The following is a 22,577-nucleotide window of genomic DNA, read 5'->3' on the forward strand; positions in this document are numbered from 1 at the left end:
AAAACCTAGTTCACTTTAATTTCGTTACCGCGTATATAACCATCCACATAATATTCTAGTTGTGCCAGTGCCCATTCAATATCAGTCTGAGTCGCGCTAAGTGCATGCATACGGTTAAATACTGCCAGAATTTCTGCCAATGGATAATGTTTCTCTACAGATCGTAGAATACGCTTATGTGAAGTAATTTCTGTATTTTCTTCGTCAATCAGCAGTTCTTCATAAAGTTTTTCGCCTGGACGTAGCCCAGTATATTGAATTTCAATATCGCCATTCGGGTTTTTATCATCTCTGACTTTGAGTCCGCTGAGAGAAATCATTTGTCGTGCCAGATCCTGAATCCGTACCGGCTCGCCCATGTCCAGCAGGAATACGTCTCCACCGGTTCCCAAAGCGCCAGCCTGAATCACCAGTTGCGAAGCTTCCGGAATGGTCATAAAGAACCGGGTCACTTCCGGATCGGTCACGGTAATCGGGCCACCTTTGGCAATCTGCTGTTTAAACAGCGGCACGACCGAGCCCGAAGAACCGAGGACATTACCAAAGCGCACAATACTGATCTGGGTCTGGTCTTGCGCTTCCGCCATAGCCTGACAATACAGCTCTGCCATCCGTTTGGTCGCGCCCATGACATTGGTCGGGCGCACCGCCTTATCGGTTGAAATCAGGACAAAAGTTTCTACACCCTTTTTAACTGCGGCATTGACACTGAATGCTGTACCGACTGCATTATTTTTCAGGCCAGCCAATGGATTACACTCGACCAATGGCACATGCTTATAAGCAGCCGCATGATAAACGGTTTGCACGCCGTACTGTTCAATTACCCGTTCTAACTTACGCTCATCCAGTACAGAGCCAAGAATCGGAATGATTTCACAGCTAGCGCTAAGGCGTAACTCTTTTTCAATGCTATACAGTGCGAATTCAGTCAGTTCATAAATAACCAGTTTGGCCGGCTGATTTTTAATAATTTGGCGACACAGTTCTGAACCAATCGAGCCACCCGCACCTGTGACCATGACTACTTTATTTTTAATATTTTTAGCCAAAAGCACTGGAACTGGCGGTACAGGATCACGCCCCAGTAAATCAATAATATCTACTTCCTGAATATCAGAAATTCGAATTTCACCATTGACCAGTTTAGTCAGACCCGGAATCTCGGTAATTTTTAAATGAGCCGGCTCTAAAAACTTAATAATTTCACTTTTACGTATTCGCCCTACTGACGGGAGTGCAATTAAAATTTCATCAATTTTGAATTTTGTAAAACATTTCAAAGCAGTATGTGGTAAAAAAACTTGGATACCACCAATATTTTGGCCACTTAAAGAAGGATCATCATCAATAAATATAATCGGTAGATGTTCATTAGAACGGTTTAAAGTAGCTGCTACCTGCTGACCAGCATGACCTGCTCCATAAATAGCAATCCGTTTTTTCGGTACACCTGACTTCAAATAAGATTGAACGACAAAACGAATAATACCCCGGCTGAACCAAACCCAAGCGAACATCATAAAGCCAAACATTAAAGGGATTGAGGTCGGAATAAACGCATGCGTACTATAAGCCAACAAGTACAAACCAATCACGCTTAATATGGTTGCCAGACCTAATTTGGCAATAAAAAATTCATTAAAGGTACGAACAATAAAACGGTATACACCACAGATAAACAGCGCAAAGACTGCAATACCACTGACCCAAACTGGCCCAAAGGGAATATTGGGTACAACTTCTGTACCGAGATCAAACTGTCGAATGGCATAACAAAGCCAGATTAGAACAGGGAAAATACAAAAGTCTAAAATGACTAAAAACGCGAGTTTTGCTGAACGTGGAGATTCAACCAGAGGAATTACAAGAGATTTCATATATTTTTCAGCACGTCATATCTTAATTTAAAGAAGTTGTTATTAAGACTTATGTTCTATGATACTTCCCACTTCCAAGAAAGAAAATGTAGGGATAACATTATTACTTGCAACTTTCACCCCAATACTTAAGTGTACAAATTGTTCAACCACCACATCATGGTCCAATAATGTACCCATATTTAAAATAGCACCATCTTGGATAATCGTATTCGTTCCAATAACACACCCAGCCATAATACTTACCCCCTGCCCTATTGTTACACTAGGAGCAATGACAGTTTGTGGATGTATAATAGTCGTAATGGGTATAGATAAATCAAGCAATAATTGTTGCCATTTTTGTCGTATTTGGTTATTTCCAACTGCTATAATGGCTTCAAAACTATGCAAATTGATTGCTTCTAAAGATTGAATATTTGCAATAATTGTATAGCGACCAACCTGTTGTTGCTCAGGCCATCGATCATCAACAAATGAAATACTCTTCCATTTACCTAGCAGTTCAGCAACTTCAGCAATTGATTGACCAAAACCGCCTGCCCCGAGAATCAGTAATTTTTTCTCAGGCATCAGGTGTTCCCGCTCTTAATTTAATAGCAATCAATATTAAAGGTAAATAAGCAATCAACACTGCGAATTCAGGATAGGCCCATTGTTGCATTACGGTCATATATGCAATTGGAAATAGCCAGAGAAGGTTAATCGCTGCTACAGCCAAAGTCACTGGCGTATGGCTGCCCCATTTACGCGATAAAATTTGATAGCTATGGCTGCGATGCGCATCATACATTTTATAGCCACTGAGCACGCGTTTAATCAGGGTATAAGTCGCATCGACCACAAATACACCTAGACAAATAATCCATGCACAAAACAATGCTAAGTTTTCTTTGAGGGCAATTAATGCCAAAATCCCTAATGTTAGCCCTAAAAACCCACTACAGGCATCGCCCATAAAAATTTTGGCTTTGGGAAAGTTCCATAATAGGAAGCCAAATACGCAGGCAGCTAATAACCAAAGTAGATCTGAATTCAGCGATGCATTTAGCAGATAGTACAAAATTGCCATACTCACTGTGGCGGTAATGGCTTCAACACTGGCAATACCATTAATGCCATCCATAAAATTATACAGATTGAGTAACCACACCAAAAATAACACAGCAATGATATTGGCTACAAAGCCGAGTTGCAGACCATTAAAAGCAGTGACTTCAGCAAAACCACCTAAACTGGTCACCGCACTTATAGCCACTAGAAAATGGATGGCTAGACGCAACATGGAGTTGATATGCCCATGATCATCTAAGAAACCAAGCAGTGCGATAACAAAACCTGCCCCCATAAGGGTTAAGCCTATATGGACTGTCAGTTGCTGGCTATAGATCAGCACAGCCAACACCAATAAATAGCTACACACCACAGCTACACCACCACCGCGTGGCGTGGGTACACTGTGGGAGCTGCGCTCATTGGGGTTGTCTATGATATTTTTCTTTAGGGCATAATGCCGCATGTAGCCTGTAAATAGTAATGTCAGTATAAAAAATACAATGCTCTGTGCAAAAATTGACATACGTGAATTACTCTTTCATTTTTAGATAATCTTGGCCTGCTTTTAACATGGCTTGCTGGGTACTTAACGGAGCTGTCCAGCCCAGTAGTTTTTGAGCCTTGGAAGCATCTACTTCAAGTGATTCAAACAGTTGTTCATAGAGTTTGGATTTCCCTACACATGCCGCCCCTAGTTTCATAAGAGGTTGTGGAATATAAATAAAATATGGGGTTTTTCCCATACCCTGTTTTAAGTATTGAACCAGTTCACGTGTGGAAATGCGACTTTGATCTGCCACTAAAAATGTTTGGTTGGCAGCGTTGGGATGCTCAATACAAACCTGAATAAAATCGACCAAGTTCTCAAGTGCGACAAAGCTACGTTTGTTTCGTGTACGTGTAAAAGGTAAAGGTAAATTGGTTGCGACTAATTTGAGTAAACGAGCAAAGTTACCTGGCGCGTGAGCTGCGTACACTAAGGGTGGGCGAATAATCACTAATTCAATGTCTGTACCAGCAAATAATTTTTTTAATGCTTCCTCTGCTTCTAGTTTGGAAACCGCATAATCTGCATGGGGTTGTGGCAGAGCATCTTCTGTAAACGGTTGCTGTGATGTCACTGAACCATTCACACCTATAGAACTCATAAATATGAAGCGTTTTACTTTTTTGTCCAAAGCCTGACGGGCAAGTTGTAATGTCCCTTCTACATTGACTTTACAAAATTCAGCTAATGGATCTGTCGTTTGTTCATTTAGAATATGAGCACGACCTGCTAAGTGAATAATAACGTCTACATTTTCTGGAAAATCTGCTTCAAAAATATTGCTGGCAACAAGTTGTTGAATCGTGGAAGGCAGAACATTACTTTGAGTACGAACTAAAACCATAGTGTCATACAAACTATTCACCCGTTCAGTTAGAGCTGAACCTACAAAGCCTGTTGCACCTGTTATTAGAACTCTCACGCCTTAGACTCTCTTTAAAATAGCTTTAATCATATAATAGGAAAAATAAAATAGAGAACTTATTAAATTTAGTTTTAAGTGCTTTCGATAAATAGTCCATGTCCAGCTCGCTGCTTTCAACTTATTTCCGGACAAATTCTTAGCATCTTCTGCTACTCTATAATAGGCTATAGGTTCCTGAATACCTATGCCTTTTACATCTGGGCTAGAGTTAAAAATTTCTAGCCAAAATAAATAATCTTCATGACCAATGTTTTTTTGCCGGATTTGCGAATATTTTTTAAAATTATAGATAGCAGTTAGATTACCTATTGGATTACCTTTTAATAACTCTTTTTTATCTAGTAAGTTAGGAACCTTTACTATATTTTTAATTCCATCATTATTAAATCTATAGTAAGAGCCATATACAACATCAACATCATTTCTTTCTTTCAAAACTGCTAATTGTTTTTCTAACTTATTATTATCCCACTTATCATCAGAGTCTAAAAAAGCGACATAATCACCTTTAGCCTGATCTAAACCAGTATTTCTAGTTTCAGCAACACCTTTATTCTTAATATTTTTAATAAGTTTTACTCTCTTATCTTTTAAAATAAAATTTTCTACAACTTGTGATGTTTGATCTTGTGAGCAATCATCAATTACTATTAGCTCAAAATTCTTATATGTCTGCGATAAAACACTATTTATCGAATCGGATATTAACTTTTCCGCATTATATGCAGGCATGATTATACTAACTAAAAAACTCATTACCACCTCAAAGCACTCAATAGTCTTAGAAAATAAATATTAAAGATTATTAAATAAATTTAACCACTGATTACTTATTAAATTTATATCAAATTTTTTATTAGAATTAAGAGCATAAAAATGCATATTTTCCCTTAGCTCTAAATTAACAATTAACTGTTCAATCCCATTAACCAAATCATTAACATTATAATCTTGTATTAAAAGCCCGTTTTTTTCATTAACAATAATCTCGGATGGGCCGTATGGACAATTATATGCAACTAATGGTAAACCATATGATTGCGCCTCAATTAAAACCATACCTAAACCCTCAAACTTAGAAGTTTGCACTAAAAAAGAAGCACTCTTATATACATTTTCAATATCATTTATATTTTTATGAATAGTGATATTCTTTAATGACAGTTCTTGAATAAGTTTTTTCAAATTATATTCTTCATCCCCATTACCGTAAATATCTAAAGACCAATCTGGAAATCTACTATAAATTAAAGACCACGCGTGAACTAGATCAGAAAAATTTTTCTCTGGAGATAAACGACCAACTGCTATAATTTTTTTTGACAAAGAATTATAAGTTAATGTTTCAGGAGAAAAAGGAGTTGAGTTATAAATTGTATGGACTTTCTGAACATCTAAAAATTTAAAATAATTTTTTGCATCAGCATAAGTAATTGTAACGAGAGCATCTAATCGTGAATATAAATATTTAGTTAAAAATTTACCAAGCTTAGATTTTGTAAAAAACACTCCATGTTCTAAACAAATATTTTTAGATTTAGGATTAACTAAAAGAGTGATTAAAGACAATCGTTCCATATTTTGAATAAAAAGAATATCTTCTTGATTTAAAGATTTTATCTTCCTTAAAAGTTTGAAAATAGATCCATTAAAATACTGTACATCTATATTTTTATTTATATCAAAAGCCGCCAATTCTCTACAAGTATCCAGATTCAAAATTACAATCTGGTAACCTGCATCATCTAACATATTAGCTAGTTGACAAGTTACACGCTCTGTTCCTGAGCGCCCTTTTAATGAAAGAATTAAAAAGTAAACTTTTTTCATAGGTTTCATTTAAATTGGCAACCTTTTATTTAACAGATAAATAGACCGTGAGATTAACAAAATACTAAAAATTAAGTTTCCAGTAATAAATGTTTCAGAAATTAATATTAATAAAAAAACAACAAATAGACAAAAAAAGTACCTATTATTTTCTATCTTTAAGTATAGATAAGAAAAAATGAAAAATAATAAATAAACTAGAAAACCTCCATTTAATAGAATATTAGCATAGCCAGAATCAACAAATTCACTTGAGTATGATGGAAGTAATGATAATCCACCAACTTCTGAATATAGGGATTGAGCAATACTTAGCCTATAAGTTAGTAAGTGATTAAAATCAATATTAGAATAGACCCAAATTCCATTAGCAATAAAAAAGATAATAATTAAAGGAATAATACAAATAAAAATAAGAGCTCCATATCTTATAAAAGGGAGGAAGAAATTATATTTTGATAAGTAAATTAAAAATATAAAAAAAACAACAGCATATAAAGGAGTCCTTGAGCCTGTGGAAAAAGTCAACCATAAAAAAAATAAAAAAATAAAAAAACTTAATAACTTATTTTTATAAACGATGGAAACCATTAGAATTTGAGCGATATACATAGATGCAGCATTTGGATTATTAAAGCCATATGTTTGCCTTAAATTTGAAAGCGTAAATTCACTATCATCCATTAAAACCTTACTCTCAATTATATTAAAATGTGAAAGCAAAAAAATTGAAGAAAAACTTAAAATTGAAGCACCTATAGTAATTTTTATTGCTTGTTTATTATTAATAAAGTCAGCAAAAATTATACCTGGTAAAATCATAAATGCCATAATTATAAGAAATGGATTCATCGTAATTAAGAAAAATGCAGAAAATATTAAAAAATATAATTCTATTTTCCCCAAACTCCCTTTCAAAAATATAAGTAAAAGCATTAGAGCCAGTAAAAAAACTCTAGTATACAAAGATATAATAGATGCAAACTCATCATTAACCACTAAAGCCGTATAGGAAAAACCTGCCACAAAAATATAAATTGAAAATAAAATTAATATAGCAGCCTTTAATGCTAACGTGTTACCCATTACAATAAGCCTCCCCTTCTAAATCCAAAGTTTCAATATTTGAATTAAAAAAGAATTCATATAAGTCTGTATATTTTTCATATAATTGCTTATCGTATATTAAAAATGCACTAACATTATCTATAGAATTCAAGTTTAAAAGTGCAGTACTCAAGAATGAGTATACCTTAACATTATAACCTTGATTTAATAGTGTAATTACATAATCCTCAATAATAAGATTTGAATTTATTATATTAATAGCTTCCGGAAGATTTCTTTCACGAGGATGAGGGAAGTAGTTTATAACACCTATTTTAGAAAGAATTGCATTTATATTAATATTTTTACCAATATTATATTCAGAATAGGGTTGACCTAAAAAAATACTAAATTCCTTGGACTCTTTATCTCTCTCTTTATCAGAAATAAATAAAGGTAAAAAAACAGAATTTTTACATATATTTTCTACACCATTAAATATGGTATAGTGTTTTTCCGAAATAGAAACTATTTCCTTTAAATTATACCTGATACCTAAAAAAATTCTTAAATATCGCAATAGCAAGGAATAATCTCTATTTTTATAATACAAGCCTTTCTTATATATATTTGCCACACCATCGTCAAATGTAATAATATCTTTATAATTAATAGATGAACAAATGTAATGAATAAAAAAACTATCCACACTTGCAAAATAGATATTATAATATAAAGAGTCAAATTTATTTTTTAGCAAATTAACTAACTGAAAAAAATAATATAATCTATATATTTTACTTTCTTTTTCCATTATTAACCTAAAGGAGACAAGACATTTTGAACTTAGCTTCTTATAATAATAATTATATTTTTCATTATCATCATAGTACATAACTAAAAGATGATAATTATCGTCTGGATATAAATCTATTATTTTTTCTGCAATTAGCATCTGTAATGGTGTAACACAGATTATCAAATTATTTCTCATTTTTTAAAAACCACCATAAAATCAATACCAAAAATATATTTGAAAAAATTAAAGCATATGGTATTAAAAAAATACTTTTTGCAGAAAATAACCATAGAAAGAGTATATAAATAAGTGTACTGATAATCGTACATTTTGACAATTTTTTTGTATAACCATGATAAAAAAAATAATTCACTAAAATTAGATAAGGTATATTCAAAGATATGCCAAAAACATACATATATGTAAAATATTTAGAGCCACTATATTCTTGCCCTAAAAACCAAATATAAGCACTTTCTGGTATAAAAAAAGCCAATCCACCAGGAATTAAAGTCAAAGGCAAAGAGTATAAAGCCAATTTTATGATTTTACTCTCATTTAAAGTTTTATTTTTTAATTTTTCATAATACGTTGGAACCAATGCTTTATTAAGAACTCCTAATATTATAGTCAATAAACCAGCTATCTGCACTCCAGCAGAAAAGACACCTAAAGATAAAGCATCATACTGTTTATATATAAAAATCCTATCTATTTGTCCTTTAATTAGTAAAGAAAACGAATGAAAGAAAATTGGGATACCATAACTTAATAAATACAAACTATATAATTTTATCTTTTTTAAATTTACAAACTTATAGGTATTCTTAATAAAGAAAAAAATAATTGGGATTAAAACTACAATACTTGACCATAGCATTGCATCTAATCTTAACTTTACTTTATCACCGTCCATTAATTCAAGAAATGAAAACGTAAAAATAATTAGTAAAATAGCAGAACTTATTTGAATTAATATATATTCAAATTCTTTTTTTTGAGCCTGTAAAGTTGCCATATGATAGTTAATTAATATTGCAACTGATGATATAGATGCTAAGAGAAACCAATATTTTATTTTTAATAAAAATAATGAAATAGCAACTAGAATAGTTAGAGCAAACATTAATATCATACTAGAAGTTCTTAAATATGGTAATGCCTTTTTCCCCTTTTTATAATAATAGCTAAAAGTTGCAGCCTCTTGCCCTAAACTAATAAATATGCTCGCAAAGGCAATAATAGTAAGAGCATACGCTAACTCACCGTAACCAGCTGGTCCTAGTTTTCTAGTTAAGTATGGTATAAAAAAAAATGGTAAGCCTTTGGAAATCATTTCACCAAAAAAATAAATAACTATTGAGCTTCTAGCACTCATTATTTAATTTTCCATTCTTCTTTATTTAAATTTAAAAAATATGAATACCAATCTTTTGATCCAAAAAAAATTGATAAGATATAAATAATTTCAAATAAAATCTTAATTTTAAAACTTCTCTTATTTGAAATAATAAATTTAAAGTTATATTTTTTCTTTAAAAAATTACACCATTCTATAATTTTCTTTACTTCCATTAACTCCCTTTTATCAATTTCACCTTTTAAAATACCACCAATAATATAAAGCAATGTATTTTCATAAAAAATTTCATTGAATCTAACTAAAACACCTTCTTCTATTTTTTTATTATTTAGATAATAGTGGTTTTCCAACCCTTCATATGAAGTTAGTAGGCGATCATAATATTTTCTATTAAATTTCTGCCTAGTTATAGAGTTTTGATTTTCTACATACTCATAAACTGCATCATTAAACTTAAAAAAATTATTTAAAAAAATTGGCAAAATATAAATTAAATAATTATCTTCATATATAACTTTTTCAGGATAAGTAACATTATTTATTATAAAAACATCTCTACAAAATATCTTAGTTACTATTCGCCCTAAATCCAAATATTTATTTTCAAAAGATGGGTAATATCCAGACTCCACATTACCCATTGAATTAGTTATTTTATTATTTTCTCTAATATTAAAATCAATAAAGTCAAAATTAACATCAAGTTCTATTGCTTGCTTTAATCGCTCATATGCATTTGATATATCTATGTTATCATCTGAGTCTACAAACCATATATATTTTCCTGTCGCATTTTTTAGACCATTGTTTCTAGCACCTCCCGGCCCTTTATTTTCTTGATCTATAATTTTCAAACATGAACTTTTACTAAATTCTTTATAATAATTAATTAGCTTACTAAAAGTTGAATCAACTGAACCATCGTTTACTAAAATAAATTCTATATCTTTATTTTCAGTTAATGTTCTTTTAATGATATGACGTAAAGACTCGCTTCTATCGAAAGTATTAAAAAAAGGAATAACTATTGACAATAACATTACTTTAGAATTTCCCACTTTACTGGTGTATTACCAACCACATCCCGTAAAACTACTTTACCAATAATTTCATCAAAAAACTTAGGTGCTAAACCAAAACCAGGGCGAACGCTACGTATACAAGTTTCATCAATGACATCGCCTACTTTCATATCTTTCACAAAATAAAGCGAACGTCTAAATTGTGCATTGCCTTGCTCACTAGATTTACGACCATAATCTACCTGCCCTAAAGCCTGCCATGCTGTTTTGGCACCAACACATAATTGTTTCAAATCTTCAGGTTCTAATGAAAAACTATCATCAGGCCCACCGCCATTACGATCTAAAGTAAAATGCTTTTCTATAATAGAAGCACCTAATACAACCGAGGCAATCGCAGTTGTATTATCTAAAGTATGATCAGACAAACCAACAGGAATATTAAAACTTAAAGCCATATCCTGAATCGTTCTTAAATTATAATCTTCTGCTGGTGCAGGATAACCACTTACACAATGTAAAATTGCCAACTCTTTACACCCGCCATCATAGGCCGCTTGTACTGCTTCTGCAATTTCTTCTTTATCTGCCATACCTGTAGAAATAATCATTGGCTTACCTGTAGCAGCCACATATTTAATTAATGGCAAATCTACTGCTTCAAAAGATGCAATTTTATATGCAGCTGCATTTAGGTCTTCCAGTAAATCTACCGCTGTTCGATCAAAAGGAGAGCTAAAAATAGTAATATCTAGGTCACGAGCATAATCAAACAAAGGCTTATGCCACTCCCAAGGCATATGTGCTTTCTCATAAAGCTCATATAATGACTGACCATCCCACAGCCCTCCACGAATCATAAATTCTTCATTTTTACTATTAAGGGTAATGGTATCAGCCTTATAAGTTTGTAGCTTAACAGCATCTGCACCACAGACTTTTGCCTGCTCTATAATTTTTAACGCTGTTTCTAAACGACCATTATGATTGGCAGACAATTCAGCAATAATATAAGGAGGAAAATCAGTTCCAATTTTTCTATTATTAATTTTCATTTTTTAAAGCCTCATTACTTAGTAAAAACTCAGACTCACACCAAATAACTAATTTCTCATTTTGAAAAATACTATATTCAATAATGACAAAACGACCAATTTGAGTTTTTAATTTCGCTCGTCCTTCAAGCTCTAAACCTGGATAAACAGGCATTTTATAATCTACTTTTTGAGATAAATAAATAGCATTTTGAGCAGGAAACTCCATAGCTGCAATTTTTGAAATTTCAGCTAAAATTAAAGCTCCGTGCACAATTCTTTCTGAAAAACCGAGTGTTACTGCACGCTCATTACTTAAATGTACTGCATTCTTATCACCTGAAAGTTCAGCAAACTTATCTATCTTATTCCCTGAAACTTCAAAGTTCCAATTATAATTTTTTTCTATCAAATACTTATCATTATTTTTCGTTTTCAAGTAGTCACTTTTAAATAAGGATAACTGATAAATATCATAATATTTACCATCTCTTAAGTAATCTTGTCTTTTTACCCCTTCAACCTTAAATCCAAACTTGCGATGAAAGCTAATAACCGTAGTATTAAACTCTAAAACCTCACAATAAAGTTTATTTAAATCTAATTTATTAAAAGCATAATCTAAGGCGAGTTGCTCCATTTCAGAGCCTATACCTCTAACAGTAGTATCACCTGAGTAAAATGCCCAAGTCGCTTTTTTATTTTTTTTATCAATTTCAGAAAAAGACAACACTCCTAATGGTTTTTGATTTTGCTCATAAATAAAATATTGACAGCTATCACTTTTAAGAATTGAGGCAAACCATTTCATATGAGTATCTAAATCAATCATCTCGTGGTTATACATGTTTAATCGTACTGAATCTTGATTTCGCCACTTCAAAATCATTTCTGCATCAGCAAGCTGAATTGAACGGATATTTCCTTTAAACATTTGCTACCTCTAAAATCATCTCAACCACACGTTGTGTGCCTTTACCATCTATCAAACTCATTATTGCTGTTTTTCTATGACTATATTTTGCATCTGTTAAATCTAGATTTTGTAATAGTTTTAAAATATCATCTGTTGTTAAAGAATTAACATTACCAAGATTATCAATCAAATTCATTTTAGTCAGATAGTTTAAAAGTGGTGTCTGATTCTCAGCCATTTCTATCAACCCTGAATTCAGCCCCAAACAAAATCTCTCCCAAACCGTTGAACCACATGCACCAATAGCATATTGGCTCTGAGACATAATATCCGCCATATTTACTGCTGTTTCTACAATCTTGACTTTTGAATATGAAATAGATTTCTCTAACTCTAAAAGTAGATGCGGATCTAACCCGCCTGTAACAATATAAAAAGATTGCTTTTTAAAAATATTAATTGCTTCAATAACTTTTGATAATAAAGAATAGTTTCCTATTCCTCCAAAATTAATCAAAATATGCGCCTCGATATTAGGCATTTGCTGTAATTTTTTCTCTCTTAAATTTAAAAACTCATCCCTTAACAATACAAAAGATGGCCCCAATAATTTTTTTGTTGTTGCTTGAACTAAATTATCATATCGTTGTTCATATGAAGGCAGATAGTTTTGGTCAATTAAAAAATCACAATCATGCTGACGGTCAGCTAAATCATCAATAACCATTACTCGTTTGCAATATGGACGTAATACTTGTTCCCAGCGTATATCCAAAGCATAATGATCAACAATCAACCAATCTGGCTTTAATGCTTCCATAAGAGGAGTACATAAACTCGCATCTGCTTTTTGTGTTGCACCTAGCCAAGAAGCATGCGCAAGATCAGCATTAAGGTTTTGCAACTTATCTTCTTGAGATAAATCCATATAAGGCAATGCATCAACATGATAGCCTCGCTGGGTAATTAGACCAATCAAGTTGCCAGAATGCTCACGACAAATAAAATAGCATTCCGCCCCCCGATTCTTCAAAGCATCAGCTAAAGTCAAACACCGCATGACATGCCCTGTACCCATTTGAATAGAGGCATCTACCCGAAAGACAACTTTCATTGCTGTATTGCTTTGAATAACCATTCAGCACGATCCCAGTCTTCTTGTGTGTCTATATCTTGTACTCTAAAACGCGGTAACTCTACAACACTAGATTGAGAGGCAAAAATCATCTCTTTATTAAACCAAGCTCCCGCAGTACCCCAGTAGAACTGCCCAGCATCATGCCAGGCTTCTTCTAAGTCTTGAGAGCGTACATTAAAATATTGTGGTGAAAACATTTCCACAGTGTCATCTGCATTCAGCTTTATTGCACGTTGAATTGGGAATGGGTAAGTTGTTGCACTAAACACATAATTCAAATCGCTATTATTTTTAATCTTTTCTAGCCCCTGCACCAAGTCTGCTTTGGTCACAAACGGAGCAGTCGCATATAAGCAGCAAATATAATCTGGCAAGGTATGATTTAACTTATCAAACTCCTCTACTGCATGTGACATCACATCTGCAGTGGTTGCAAAGTCATCAGACAAATGTGCAGGTCTTAAAAAAGGCACCTTTGCACCATAAGCTTGTGCAACTGCCGCAATTTCCTCATCGTCTGTAGATACCCAAACCTCATCAAAACAACCACTATCTATAGCTGCTTGAACTGACCAAGCAATCATAGGTTGGCCATGAAACATCTTTATATTTTTACGCGGTATTCTTTTACTTCCACCACGTGCAGGAATCACAGCCAACTGCATAGTTATACTAGAACCTCTTTCAGTGACTCATACACGTATTGAATCTGGTCATCTGTCAAATCGGGGTACATTGGTAAGCTGATCGCTGAATCATAGTAGGCTTCAGCTACAGGAAAATCCCCAAATTTAAAACCTAGATTTTCATAGTAGGGCTGCGTATGCACAGGAATGTAGTGAACATTTACACCAATACCTTTGGCACGTAATGCTTCAAAAACTTGTTTACGTGATGCTTTAAGCTCACCCAACTTCAGACGAATCACATATAAGTGCAAACCTGAATAACTTTCAGGAATCTGGTAAGGTAAAATGACAGGCAGATCTTTCAAAACTTCATTATATCTTTTTGAAATTGTATGACGCTTTTCTACAAATTGAGTTAATCGATGCATTTGAGATACTCCCAAAGCCGCCTGTAACTCCGTCATACGATAATTAAAGCCTAATTCTACTTGTTGGTAATACCACGGCCCTTCAGTCTCTTTACTCATTAATGCTGTATTGCGGGTAACACCATGGCTTCTTAATAATTCCATTTTTTGTGCCAAGATTGCATTATTGGTTAATGCCATACCACCTTCTGCAGTGGTCACAATTTTTACAGGATGGAAACTAAAAACTGTAATATCAGAATATTTACATGCACCTATAAACTCAGACTGGTATTTTCCACCAATCGCATGAGATGCATCTTCAATAATATGAAACCCATATTCTTTAGATAAAGCATAGATTTTTGCCATATCGCATGATTGTCCACACAAATGAACAGGAATCACTATTTTAGGTAACTTATTTTCTAATTTAGCTTGTACTAATTTTTGCTGTAATGCATCTACAGACATATTATAAGTCTGTGCATCAATATCTACAAAATCAACGTCTGCACCACAATAAAGTGCACAATTCGCAGAAGCCACAAAAGTAATAGGAGATGTCCACAATACATCTCCTTTTTGCAATCCCAATGCCAAGCAAGCGATATGTAAAGCAGAAGTTGCACTATTTACTGCCAATGCATATTCTGTACCAACATAATCGGCAACTGTTTTTTCAAATAAAGGAACTTGTGGGCCTTGTGTAAGAAAATCTGACTGAAGAACACTGACTACTGCATCAATATCTTGCTGGTTTATATTTTGCTTGCCATATGGGATAAACATTTTAGATATTTCCTATTTTTTCACGATTAGCTTGTATCCAATCTTGTAGTTCAGCATCGCTCATCCACTCAGTATTATTATCACTCGCATACACAAAGCCTTCAGGTACTTTCTTACCGTCTTTAATACGTTTTGGACAAGTTGCCCACTGATTAATTGTAGGAAGAATTTTGAAGTGTTCTGGATACTCATAGGTGTAGTAAGCATCTTCAGCACTAATCATTTGCTCATGCAGCTTTTCACCAGGACGAATACCAATCACTTCTTGCTTGGCTTCAGGCGCAACAACGCGAGCCAAGTCTGTCATTTTCATAGATGGAATTTTTTTAACATAAATCTCTCCACCTACCATGTCGTCAAAAGCATGCCAAACCAAATCCACAGCATGTTCTAATGAAATCATAAAACGAGTCATACGTTCATCAGTAATAGGTAATACACCACTATCTTTAATTGACAAAAAGAATGGGATTACAGAACCACGAGAGCCCATCACATTTCCATAACGCACGACTGAGAACTTAGTACCATGCTCACCAGAGTAGGAATTACCAGCAACAAATAATTTATCAGAAGCTAGTTTAGTCGCTCCATACAGGTTAATTGGACTGCTCGCCTTATCTGTTGAAAGCGCTACAACACCTTTTACACCCTTATCAATACAAGCATCGATGAGGTTCATCGCACCATTAATATTAGTTTTTACACATTCAAAAGGATTATATTCTGCTGTTGGAACAATTTTAGTGGCTGCTGCATGTACGACGTAATCAACCCCATCTAGTGCACGATAAAGACGCTCTTTATCACGCACATCACCAATAAAAAATCTAACACGATCATCACCTTGGAACTTTTTAGCCATATCCCACTGTTTCATTTCATCACGAGAGAAAATGATGATTTTTTTAGGATTATATTTTGCAAGCGTCATCGGCACAAAAGTGTTACCGAAAGAACCAGTGCCACCGGTTATAAGGATTGTCGAGTTAGTTAGCATTTGTTCCTCTGAGAAACCTGGGTTTAAAATCTACTAGGTATAAGATTAATATTCTAAATTCTAATCTACTTTTAAAAAAGTACATGTCCGTTAGATATAGACTATTTGTAATAAATAAGTCACTTATACTGAATTTCACAATAAATAATTTTTTGTAAAAGATCTGTCGGCAGGGATACTAGCAGAAAATTATGAAGTTTCTATTATGATTTGTGCTCACATTTACTAAAAAATAGCGTAGTGTATATTTTTTGTGAAAATTTAATATTTTATTTATAATTCTTAAATAGCTTATGCTTTTTTGAGGGCATCAATTTTCTATCTTGTAAAGTTCGAACATCGTTACAAATTGCTATGTATATAACCTATAACTTAGGTAGAATAGCCTCATTTTAAAATGAATTTAAAAATTAATATTTGGGAAAACATGTGCGACATTTTCAATTAATTCTTTTATTGGCAGGCGGTATTGCTACCACAGGATGTGCGGTCACCTCTGGTTTACAAACCTACGACTTACCTAGCGAAGGCGTTTTTCAAACCGACCTTGGCACTACAGTGAATGTCATAAAACTTACTCAAGATTCTATTATGGCTGTTCAGCCTGCCGTACAGAATATTCAACAAGAATATGCCCATCTTTTTAGTGCGCAGCATCGTAACTACAGTCTAAGTTCAGGGGATATTTTATCTATTTATTTGTGGGCTTATCCAGAACTCACATCTCCAACGAATATTAGTAGTGAGCAGTCTGCTCAAGCGAATGGTTTCCAAATCGATTCCGAAGGTTATATTCAGTTTCCAATTATTGGCCGTTATAAAGCCGCAGGAAAATCACTGACCCAGGTCAACCGTGAATTACGTAGTCAACTATCACGTTACCTAAAAAATCCGGATGTGATCGCACGAGTACTATCTTATCAAGGTCAACGTTATTCGGTTCAAGGTAAAGTTCTGAAAGGCGGTCAATTCTATTTAAGCGATCAACCTGTTAGTGTTTATACTGCTTTAGGGATGGCAGGCGGTGTAAATGCAGAGCAGGGTGATAATGCTTCTATCACATTAGTACGCCAAGGACGCTCATATAGTCTGAACACTGTAGAGCTAGAAAAAGCTGGCCTCTCACTCCATAATCTGCTGATTCAGCCCAATGACACCTTATATGTCAATAATCGCGAAAATCAAAAAATTTATGTTATGGGTGAATCTGGCAAAAATCAGTCATTACCCATACGTGATCAAGGCATGAGTCTGAGTGATGTACTAGGAGAAAGTTTGGGCTTAAATCCACTTTCTGCCAGTCGGAGTAAAGTTTATATTGTAAGAAGTCAACCAAATGCACTTCACACTGAAGTCTACCAGATGGACTTGACCAGTATTGCCGATTTCGGTCTCGCTAATCAGTTTAAAATGCGCAGTAATGATATTGTTTATGTGGATGCATCTGGTTTGGCACGCTGGCAACGTGTAGTGAATCAGATTATTCCATTCTCAAATGCTTTATATAATTTTGAACGTTTGGGGAACTAATGAGAATTAAAAATATTTTGGTGGTTTGCATTGGCAATATTTGCCGTAGTCCTATGGCAGAATACTTTTTAAAACAGGAATATCCTCATTTAGAGATAGAATCTGCGGGTATTTCCGGTTTAGTCGGTCATGCAGCTGATGGAAAAGCCAGCCTATGCATGCAACGTTTTGGGATTGATATGAGTCCACATATTGCGAAAAAACTAGATGCTGAACTGATCAAAAAAGCTGACCTAGTTCTTGTGATGAGTCAAAATCAGCAAAAGCATATAGAACAAACCTGGCCTTTTGCCAAAGGTAAAACGTTTAGATTAGGTCATTGGCAGAGTACAAATGTTGCCGATCCTTATCAACATGATCAAGCATTCTTTGATGAGACCTGCCAGTTGATTCAAGCCTGTATTGCTGACTGGAAAAAATATATTTAAGTTTTTTAATATTTTCACTTTTTGATATGTAAATTATGAGCCAAACCGCCAACACCGAAGACACCATTGATTTAAAAGAATTATTTTTTTCTTTAATTGCGCAATGGAAACTTATTGCATTGTGCATTATTTTAAGTCTGATTTGTGCCTTACTGTATTTAAGAACCACACCGGATACTTATGCAGTAGATGCCATGGTACAAGTCGAAGACAGTAAAGGTACTTCCGCTGCATTGTTAGGGGATTTATCAGGTATGATCGACCAAAAATCCCCTGCTCAAGCCGAAATTGAAATTCTGAAATCACGTTTGGTATTGGGCGAGGTCATCAATCATTTAAATTTAAATATTCGTGTATCTGGTATAGAGGATAGCTTCTGGAACCGGTTAATGGCCAACCATCAATACGCCACCGAGTATTCAGAAAAATCTGTATTATTTAAAGATAATCAAAACAGTTTTGATATTCGCCAATTCGATATTCCTCAATACTTCCAAGATAAAAACTTAATTTTAAGCTTTGAGCCAGGCAAATATAGCCTGACTGATGCGATCACAGAACAAGTAGTTTTTTCTGCTCCCCTAAATCAAGTAAGTCAATCCTCATCTGAATATGGCCTCTGGAAAGTAGGTATTTTTAGTCAAGACAGTTTTGATGCCGTTTATAATATACAAAAGCAAAGCCTACCTGCTGCGATGCAATCTTTAACCGCCAATTACTCAGTCGCTGAAAAAGGTAAGATGAGTGGTGTGCTGGGATTAAACTATCAAGGCAATGACAAACAACATATTACTGAAGTTTTGAATGCAATTTTAGCTGCTTATAGCCAGCAGAATATTGAACGTCGTTCAGCAGAGACGGCTCAAACACTTAAGTTTTTAGAAGATCAATTACCTGAACTCAAACAACAACTCGATGTTGCAGAGCGTGAATTTAACCGTTTTCGTCAGCAATATAATACTGTAGATGTGACTAAAGAATCGGAATTATACTTAACTCAGAGCATCACTTTAGAAACAAAAAAAGCAGAACTGGAACAGCTAGTTGCAGAAGCTTCAGCTAAATATACCGGCGAACATCCAATGATGCAGCAAATGAATGCGCAACTCAGTGCAATCAATCAAAAAATTGCTGAACTAAATGGGACTTTAAAACGTTTACCTGAATTACAACGTCAGTACTTACAATTTTTCCGTGAAGTCGAAGTGAAGCAACAATTGTATACAGGTTTGCTCAATTCGTATCAACAACTTCGAATTGCTAAAGCAGGTGAAATTGGTAATGTCCGTATTGTCGATACTGCGGTTGAACCCATTGAACCAATTAAACCAAAGAAATTACAGATTCTGATTTTAGCAATTTTCCTTGGTGGTTTCTTAGGAACATTGCTGGCATTGTTACGTAATATGATGCGCTCAGGTATTAAAGATGCGGCTCAGATCGAAAATGAGTTGGATCTTCCTGTCTATGCCACTGTACCGCGCTCCGTTATTCAAGAAAGTCGTATTAAATTATTAAAAAAGAAAAAGAATATTCCTATTCTTGCAGTTAAAGATAGCAGTGATATTGCAATTGAAAGCTTACGTAGTATGCGAACAGCGATTCATTTTGCCCTCATGAATGCCAATAATAATGTAATTGCTATTTCGGGCCCTGCTCCGGAAATTGGTAAATCGTTTATTACCACTAACTTGGCAACTATTTTAGCGCAAGGCGGAAAACGAGTATTAGTGATTGATGGTGATATGCGTCGAGGTTATTTACATAAGTATTTCAATGCAGAGGTACAACCAGGTTTAGCAGAACTATTGAATCACCAAAATAGCTATGCAGATGTAGTACAAAACTCTACTGTAGAGAACCTGTTCTTTGTTACTCGAGGCAAAAGCCCAGTCAACCCTTCTGAACTTTTGAGCACAGATCAATTTAAAGCATTTTTAGATCAGGCATCAGCCTCTTTTGATCATATCTTGATTGATACTCCACCAGTCCTTGCCGTGACAGATGGTATTATTATTGCACAATACGCAGGCGTTAATTTATTGATTGCACGTCATGGAAAAACCCAAATTAAAGAACTTGAAATTACTGTCAATCGTTTTGAACAAGCTAATGTAAAAGTTAATGGTGTTATTCTAAATGACGTACAAAAAGGCTCTGCTGGTAGTTATGGTTATAATTATGCCTATGCTTATACTGCACATAAAGATAATGACTAATCTATTCTAAACTCAAATTTCACACTCTGTTTGAGCAGGGTGTGAAATTATCCTTCCTTACATTTATTGCAAATGATTGTTGAAAAAATCAACTAAAAAACCTATCGTGGTTATAGTTTAAAAGTCCTGAGAATATACAAGAATGTTATCCAAAACACTGCTCGCTACCTTGGCATTAAATTCTTCCCTCGCCTTTGCACAAGGCATCGCTTTAAATGACCAAAACTTACGTACCGATTTAAACTGGCTTAATCAGCAGGGTGTGATTCAAATCAGTACTTCCACTTGGCCAATGAGTGGTGATGAAATTCAACGTGCTCTTGCCCAAGCTAAAATCAACAATAATACTCAGCAAAAAGTAATTGATACTGTATTGACACATTTGAATGCCAATAACCAGTTGCTCAAAGCATCCTTATTTGCAGAAACTGATCAAAAGAATATTCCTCAAGCCTTTGGCGATCAGCAAAAAGCGCAATACCAGATAGGCATCGAGCTAAATGCGGGTAACGAGAACTGGGATGCCAGAATTCGTGTGAACGCAGAAAAAGATCTACAGATTGACAATGATCAAGATCTTAATCTTGAAGGCTCATATATCGCTGGAAAATTATGGAATCAATGGCTGATTGCTGGACAGATCCCAACCTACTGGGGTCCTGCACATGATGGCAGTTTAATTCGTGGTGATGCCAACCGCCCTGTCTATGGCATGACGATGCAGCGTGCCGAACAGAATGCCTTTGCAAACAAATGGTTGGCCTGGATTGGACCTTGGCAATATCAAGCTTTTGCCGGACAACTGGATGACTACGATGCTGTGCCTGATGCCAAACTGATTGGCTTACGTGTCACTGCACAACCTTTACCCTCTTTGGAGCTTGGTGCATCACGTGCTATTCAATGGGGTGGTGAAGGAAGACCTGAAAATTTTGACTCATTTTGGGATGCATTAATTGGTAAAGATAATGTATATGGCGACACCATTAATCCGTCAAATCAAATTGCTGGTTTTGATGCACGCTTAAATCTACATCCCCTCGTGCAAGTCCCGATGGGTATCTATGCGCAATATGTTGGTGAAGATGAAGCAGGCGGCTTGCCGGCCAAAAAAATGTATTTGGCTGGAGTCGATTATTCATCAAGTTATAACAATATGCCTTTCCAACTGTATACCGAATGGGCAGACACGCGTACCAATGGCAAGGTACAGGGCATTTCCTATAATCATAGTGTATATACAGATGGTTTTTACCAACATGGCTATCCTCTAGCGCATGCTATAGGAGGTGATGGACAAATGATATCTATTGGCGGTGATATTCGTTTTGATTCTTTAAATCGACTCAATGCACGGGTATTATTAGCCAAACTAAATGAATCCAATCGAGCCACTAATCTGGCGTTTCCGCAGCAAGATGAATTAAAAGCGCTAGATCTAACCTGGACACATTATCTACGCCCAGACATTCCACTTAAACTGAATGGGTGGGTGGGTGACTCTAAGGTACATGGTAACGATGGCGGTGTATCAATTGGTATCGAATTCCCCTTAGAAAAGGGCTTATTTTCCTATTAAGACCTATTCAACACTCAAGTACGGGTGGTAGCGACAACTTTCCCATAGCTCCCAAAATACTGATGAAACTGAAAATAAAAAACTAGCGCTTGCTGGTTTTTTATTGAGTATCCGATAATGCATCGAGCTGCCCTACACCGACTGAACCAGTCTTTAAAAAGGTGATTGACCCCAGCCCGCTGATAAATCAGCTACTTATGAGAGAAGGGTCAATAATCACCATACTTATCAACTAATATATGGCTCAGTAGCTCAGGACTGACTATACCTTTTATTAATCACTTGCGTCAGCATCAATTTTCTAGCCTGAGTGTCACATTGATCTCAAACCACTTTTCATACACTTACTATTTTTGTAGAACTGTCAATCTAACATTCAGTTTTTTACTCGTATCTCATTCGATACCTGTAGTTGATAGCCATAGGTGCATTGTGC

Annotated in this window: 20 protein-coding genes; 4 read left to right on the forward strand and 16 right to left on the reverse strand. The window is 34.7% G+C overall.

Annotated features, from left to right (window positions below; all coding sequences use genetic code 11):
* Positions 1-5: 5 nt before the first annotated feature.
* The 16 genes from ACP7BU_RS12255 to pseB are packed head-to-tail and all read right to left on the reverse strand — an operon-like array spanning position 6 to position 16,385.
* A complete protein-coding gene (locus ACP7BU_RS12255) occupies positions 6-1,880 on the reverse strand; it encodes a polysaccharide biosynthesis protein (RefSeq protein ID WP_425880013.1) in 1,875 nt (624 codons plus the stop codon).
* 42 nt (positions 1,881-1,922) lie between these two features.
* The gene (locus tag ACP7BU_RS12260; protein WP_425880014.1) at positions 1,923-2,453 is read right to left on the reverse strand and encodes an acetyltransferase; all 531 of its coding nucleotides are present in this window, start codon (positions 2,451-2,453) and stop codon (positions 1,923-1,925) included.
* Positions 2,446-3,459 (reverse strand): MraY family glycosyltransferase, encoded by a 1,014-nt coding sequence (locus tag ACP7BU_RS12265; protein WP_425880015.1) that lies wholly within the window; start codon positions 3,457-3,459, stop codon positions 2,446-2,448. The genes ACP7BU_RS12260 and ACP7BU_RS12265 overlap by 8 nt, the downstream gene beginning before the upstream one ends.
* Before the next feature lie 7 nt (positions 3,460-3,466).
* On the reverse strand, positions 3,467-4,405 hold the full coding sequence (locus ACP7BU_RS12270; protein ID WP_425880016.1) for an NAD-dependent epimerase/dehydratase family protein: 939 nt from the start codon (positions 4,403-4,405) through the stop codon (positions 3,467-3,469).
* A gap of 3 nt (positions 4,406-4,408) precedes the next feature.
* Positions 4,409-5,164 (reverse strand): glycosyltransferase family 2 protein, encoded by a 756-nt coding sequence (locus ACP7BU_RS12275; protein ID WP_425880017.1) that lies wholly within the window; start codon positions 5,162-5,164, stop codon positions 4,409-4,411.
* A gap of 39 nt (positions 5,165-5,203) precedes the next feature.
* Positions 5,204-6,247, reverse strand: coding sequence for a glycosyltransferase (locus ACP7BU_RS12280; RefSeq protein ID WP_425880018.1), 1,044 nt, complete (start codon positions 6,245-6,247; stop codon positions 5,204-5,206).
* Complete coding sequence (locus tag ACP7BU_RS12285) at positions 6,248-7,324, reverse strand: hypothetical protein (RefSeq protein ID WP_425880019.1); 1,077 nt, start codon at positions 7,322-7,324, stop codon at positions 6,248-6,250.
* Positions 7,317-8,279 (reverse strand): glycosyltransferase family 52, encoded by a 963-nt coding sequence (locus ACP7BU_RS12290; RefSeq protein WP_129716935.1) that lies wholly within the window; start codon positions 8,277-8,279, stop codon positions 7,317-7,319. The genes ACP7BU_RS12285 and ACP7BU_RS12290 overlap by 8 nt, the downstream gene beginning before the upstream one ends.
* Entirely contained in the window at positions 8,269-9,462 is a 1,194-nt protein-coding gene (locus ACP7BU_RS12295) for an oligosaccharide flippase family protein (RefSeq protein WP_425880020.1), read from the reverse strand. The genes ACP7BU_RS12290 and ACP7BU_RS12295 overlap by 11 nt, the downstream gene beginning before the upstream one ends.
* Positions 9,462-10,487 carry a glycosyltransferase family 2 protein gene (locus ACP7BU_RS12300; protein ID WP_425880021.1) on the reverse strand — a complete coding sequence of 342 codons (1,026 nt, stop codon included), beginning with the start codon at positions 10,485-10,487 and terminating at the stop codon, positions 9,462-9,464. The genes ACP7BU_RS12295 and ACP7BU_RS12300 overlap by 1 nt, the downstream gene beginning before the upstream one ends.
* The gene (gene pseI / locus ACP7BU_RS12305) at positions 10,487-11,524 is read right to left on the reverse strand and encodes a pseudaminic acid synthase (RefSeq protein ID WP_425880022.1); all 1,038 of its coding nucleotides are present in this window, start codon (positions 11,522-11,524) and stop codon (positions 10,487-10,489) included. Before pseI ends, ACP7BU_RS12300 begins: the two co-directional genes overlap by 1 nt.
* Positions 11,514-12,437 carry a UDP-4-amino-4,6-dideoxy-N-acetyl-beta-L-altrosamine N-acetyltransferase gene (gene pseH / locus ACP7BU_RS12310; RefSeq protein WP_425880023.1) on the reverse strand — a complete coding sequence of 308 codons (924 nt, stop codon included), beginning with the start codon at positions 12,435-12,437 and terminating at the stop codon, positions 11,514-11,516. The genes pseI and pseH overlap by 11 nt, the downstream gene beginning before the upstream one ends.
* The gene (pseG, locus tag ACP7BU_RS12315; protein WP_425880024.1) at positions 12,430-13,557 is read right to left on the reverse strand and encodes a UDP-2,4-diacetamido-2,4,6-trideoxy-beta-L-altropyranose hydrolase; all 1,128 of its coding nucleotides are present in this window, start codon (positions 13,555-13,557) and stop codon (positions 12,430-12,432) included. The genes pseH and pseG overlap by 8 nt, the downstream gene beginning before the upstream one ends.
* Positions 13,530-14,222, reverse strand: coding sequence for a pseudaminic acid cytidylyltransferase (gene pseF / locus ACP7BU_RS12320; RefSeq protein WP_425880025.1), 693 nt, complete (start codon positions 14,220-14,222; stop codon positions 13,530-13,532). The genes pseG and pseF overlap by 28 nt, the downstream gene beginning before the upstream one ends.
* A gap of 2 nt (positions 14,223-14,224) precedes the next feature.
* Positions 14,225-15,385: a UDP-4-amino-4,6-dideoxy-N-acetyl-beta-L-altrosamine transaminase gene (gene pseC / locus ACP7BU_RS12325; RefSeq protein ID WP_425880026.1), complete on the reverse strand. Its 1,161-nt coding sequence runs from the start codon at positions 15,383-15,385 to the stop codon at positions 14,225-14,227.
* A 1-nt stretch (position 15,386) separates the two neighbouring features.
* A complete protein-coding gene (gene pseB / locus ACP7BU_RS12330) occupies positions 15,387-16,385 on the reverse strand; it encodes a UDP-N-acetylglucosamine 4,6-dehydratase (inverting) (RefSeq protein WP_425880027.1) in 999 nt (332 codons plus the stop codon).
* Positions 16,386-16,814: 429 nt separating this feature from the next.
* Here pseB and ACP7BU_RS12335 point away from each other — a divergent pair, with 429 nt between their 5' ends.
* The 4 genes from ACP7BU_RS12335 (at position 16,815) to ACP7BU_RS12350 (ending at position 22,141) form a co-directional block, all read left to right on the forward strand.
* A complete protein-coding gene (locus ACP7BU_RS12335) occupies positions 16,815-17,915 on the forward strand; it encodes a polysaccharide biosynthesis/export family protein (protein WP_425880028.1) in 1,101 nt (366 codons plus the stop codon).
* The gene (locus tag ACP7BU_RS12340) at positions 17,915-18,343 is read left to right on the forward strand and encodes a low molecular weight protein-tyrosine-phosphatase (RefSeq protein WP_425880029.1); all 429 of its coding nucleotides are present in this window, start codon (positions 17,915-17,917) and stop codon (positions 18,341-18,343) included. Before ACP7BU_RS12335 ends, ACP7BU_RS12340 begins: the two co-directional genes overlap by 1 nt.
* 35 nt (positions 18,344-18,378) lie before the next feature.
* Complete coding sequence (locus tag ACP7BU_RS12345; protein WP_425880030.1) at positions 18,379-20,562, forward strand: polysaccharide biosynthesis tyrosine autokinase; 2,184 nt, start codon at positions 18,379-18,381, stop codon at positions 20,560-20,562.
* 142 nt (positions 20,563-20,704) lie between these two features.
* Positions 20,705-22,141, forward strand: coding sequence for a capsule assembly Wzi family protein (locus tag ACP7BU_RS12350; protein ID WP_224217118.1), 1,437 nt, complete (start codon positions 20,705-20,707; stop codon positions 22,139-22,141).
* The last annotated feature ends 436 nt before the right edge of the window (positions 22,142-22,577 follow it).

The sequence above is a fragment of the Acinetobacter sp. 40AMC3-4 genome (assembly GCF_049898185.1).
In the GTDB taxonomy this organism is placed as follows: Bacteria; Pseudomonadota; Gammaproteobacteria; order Pseudomonadales; family Moraxellaceae; genus Acinetobacter.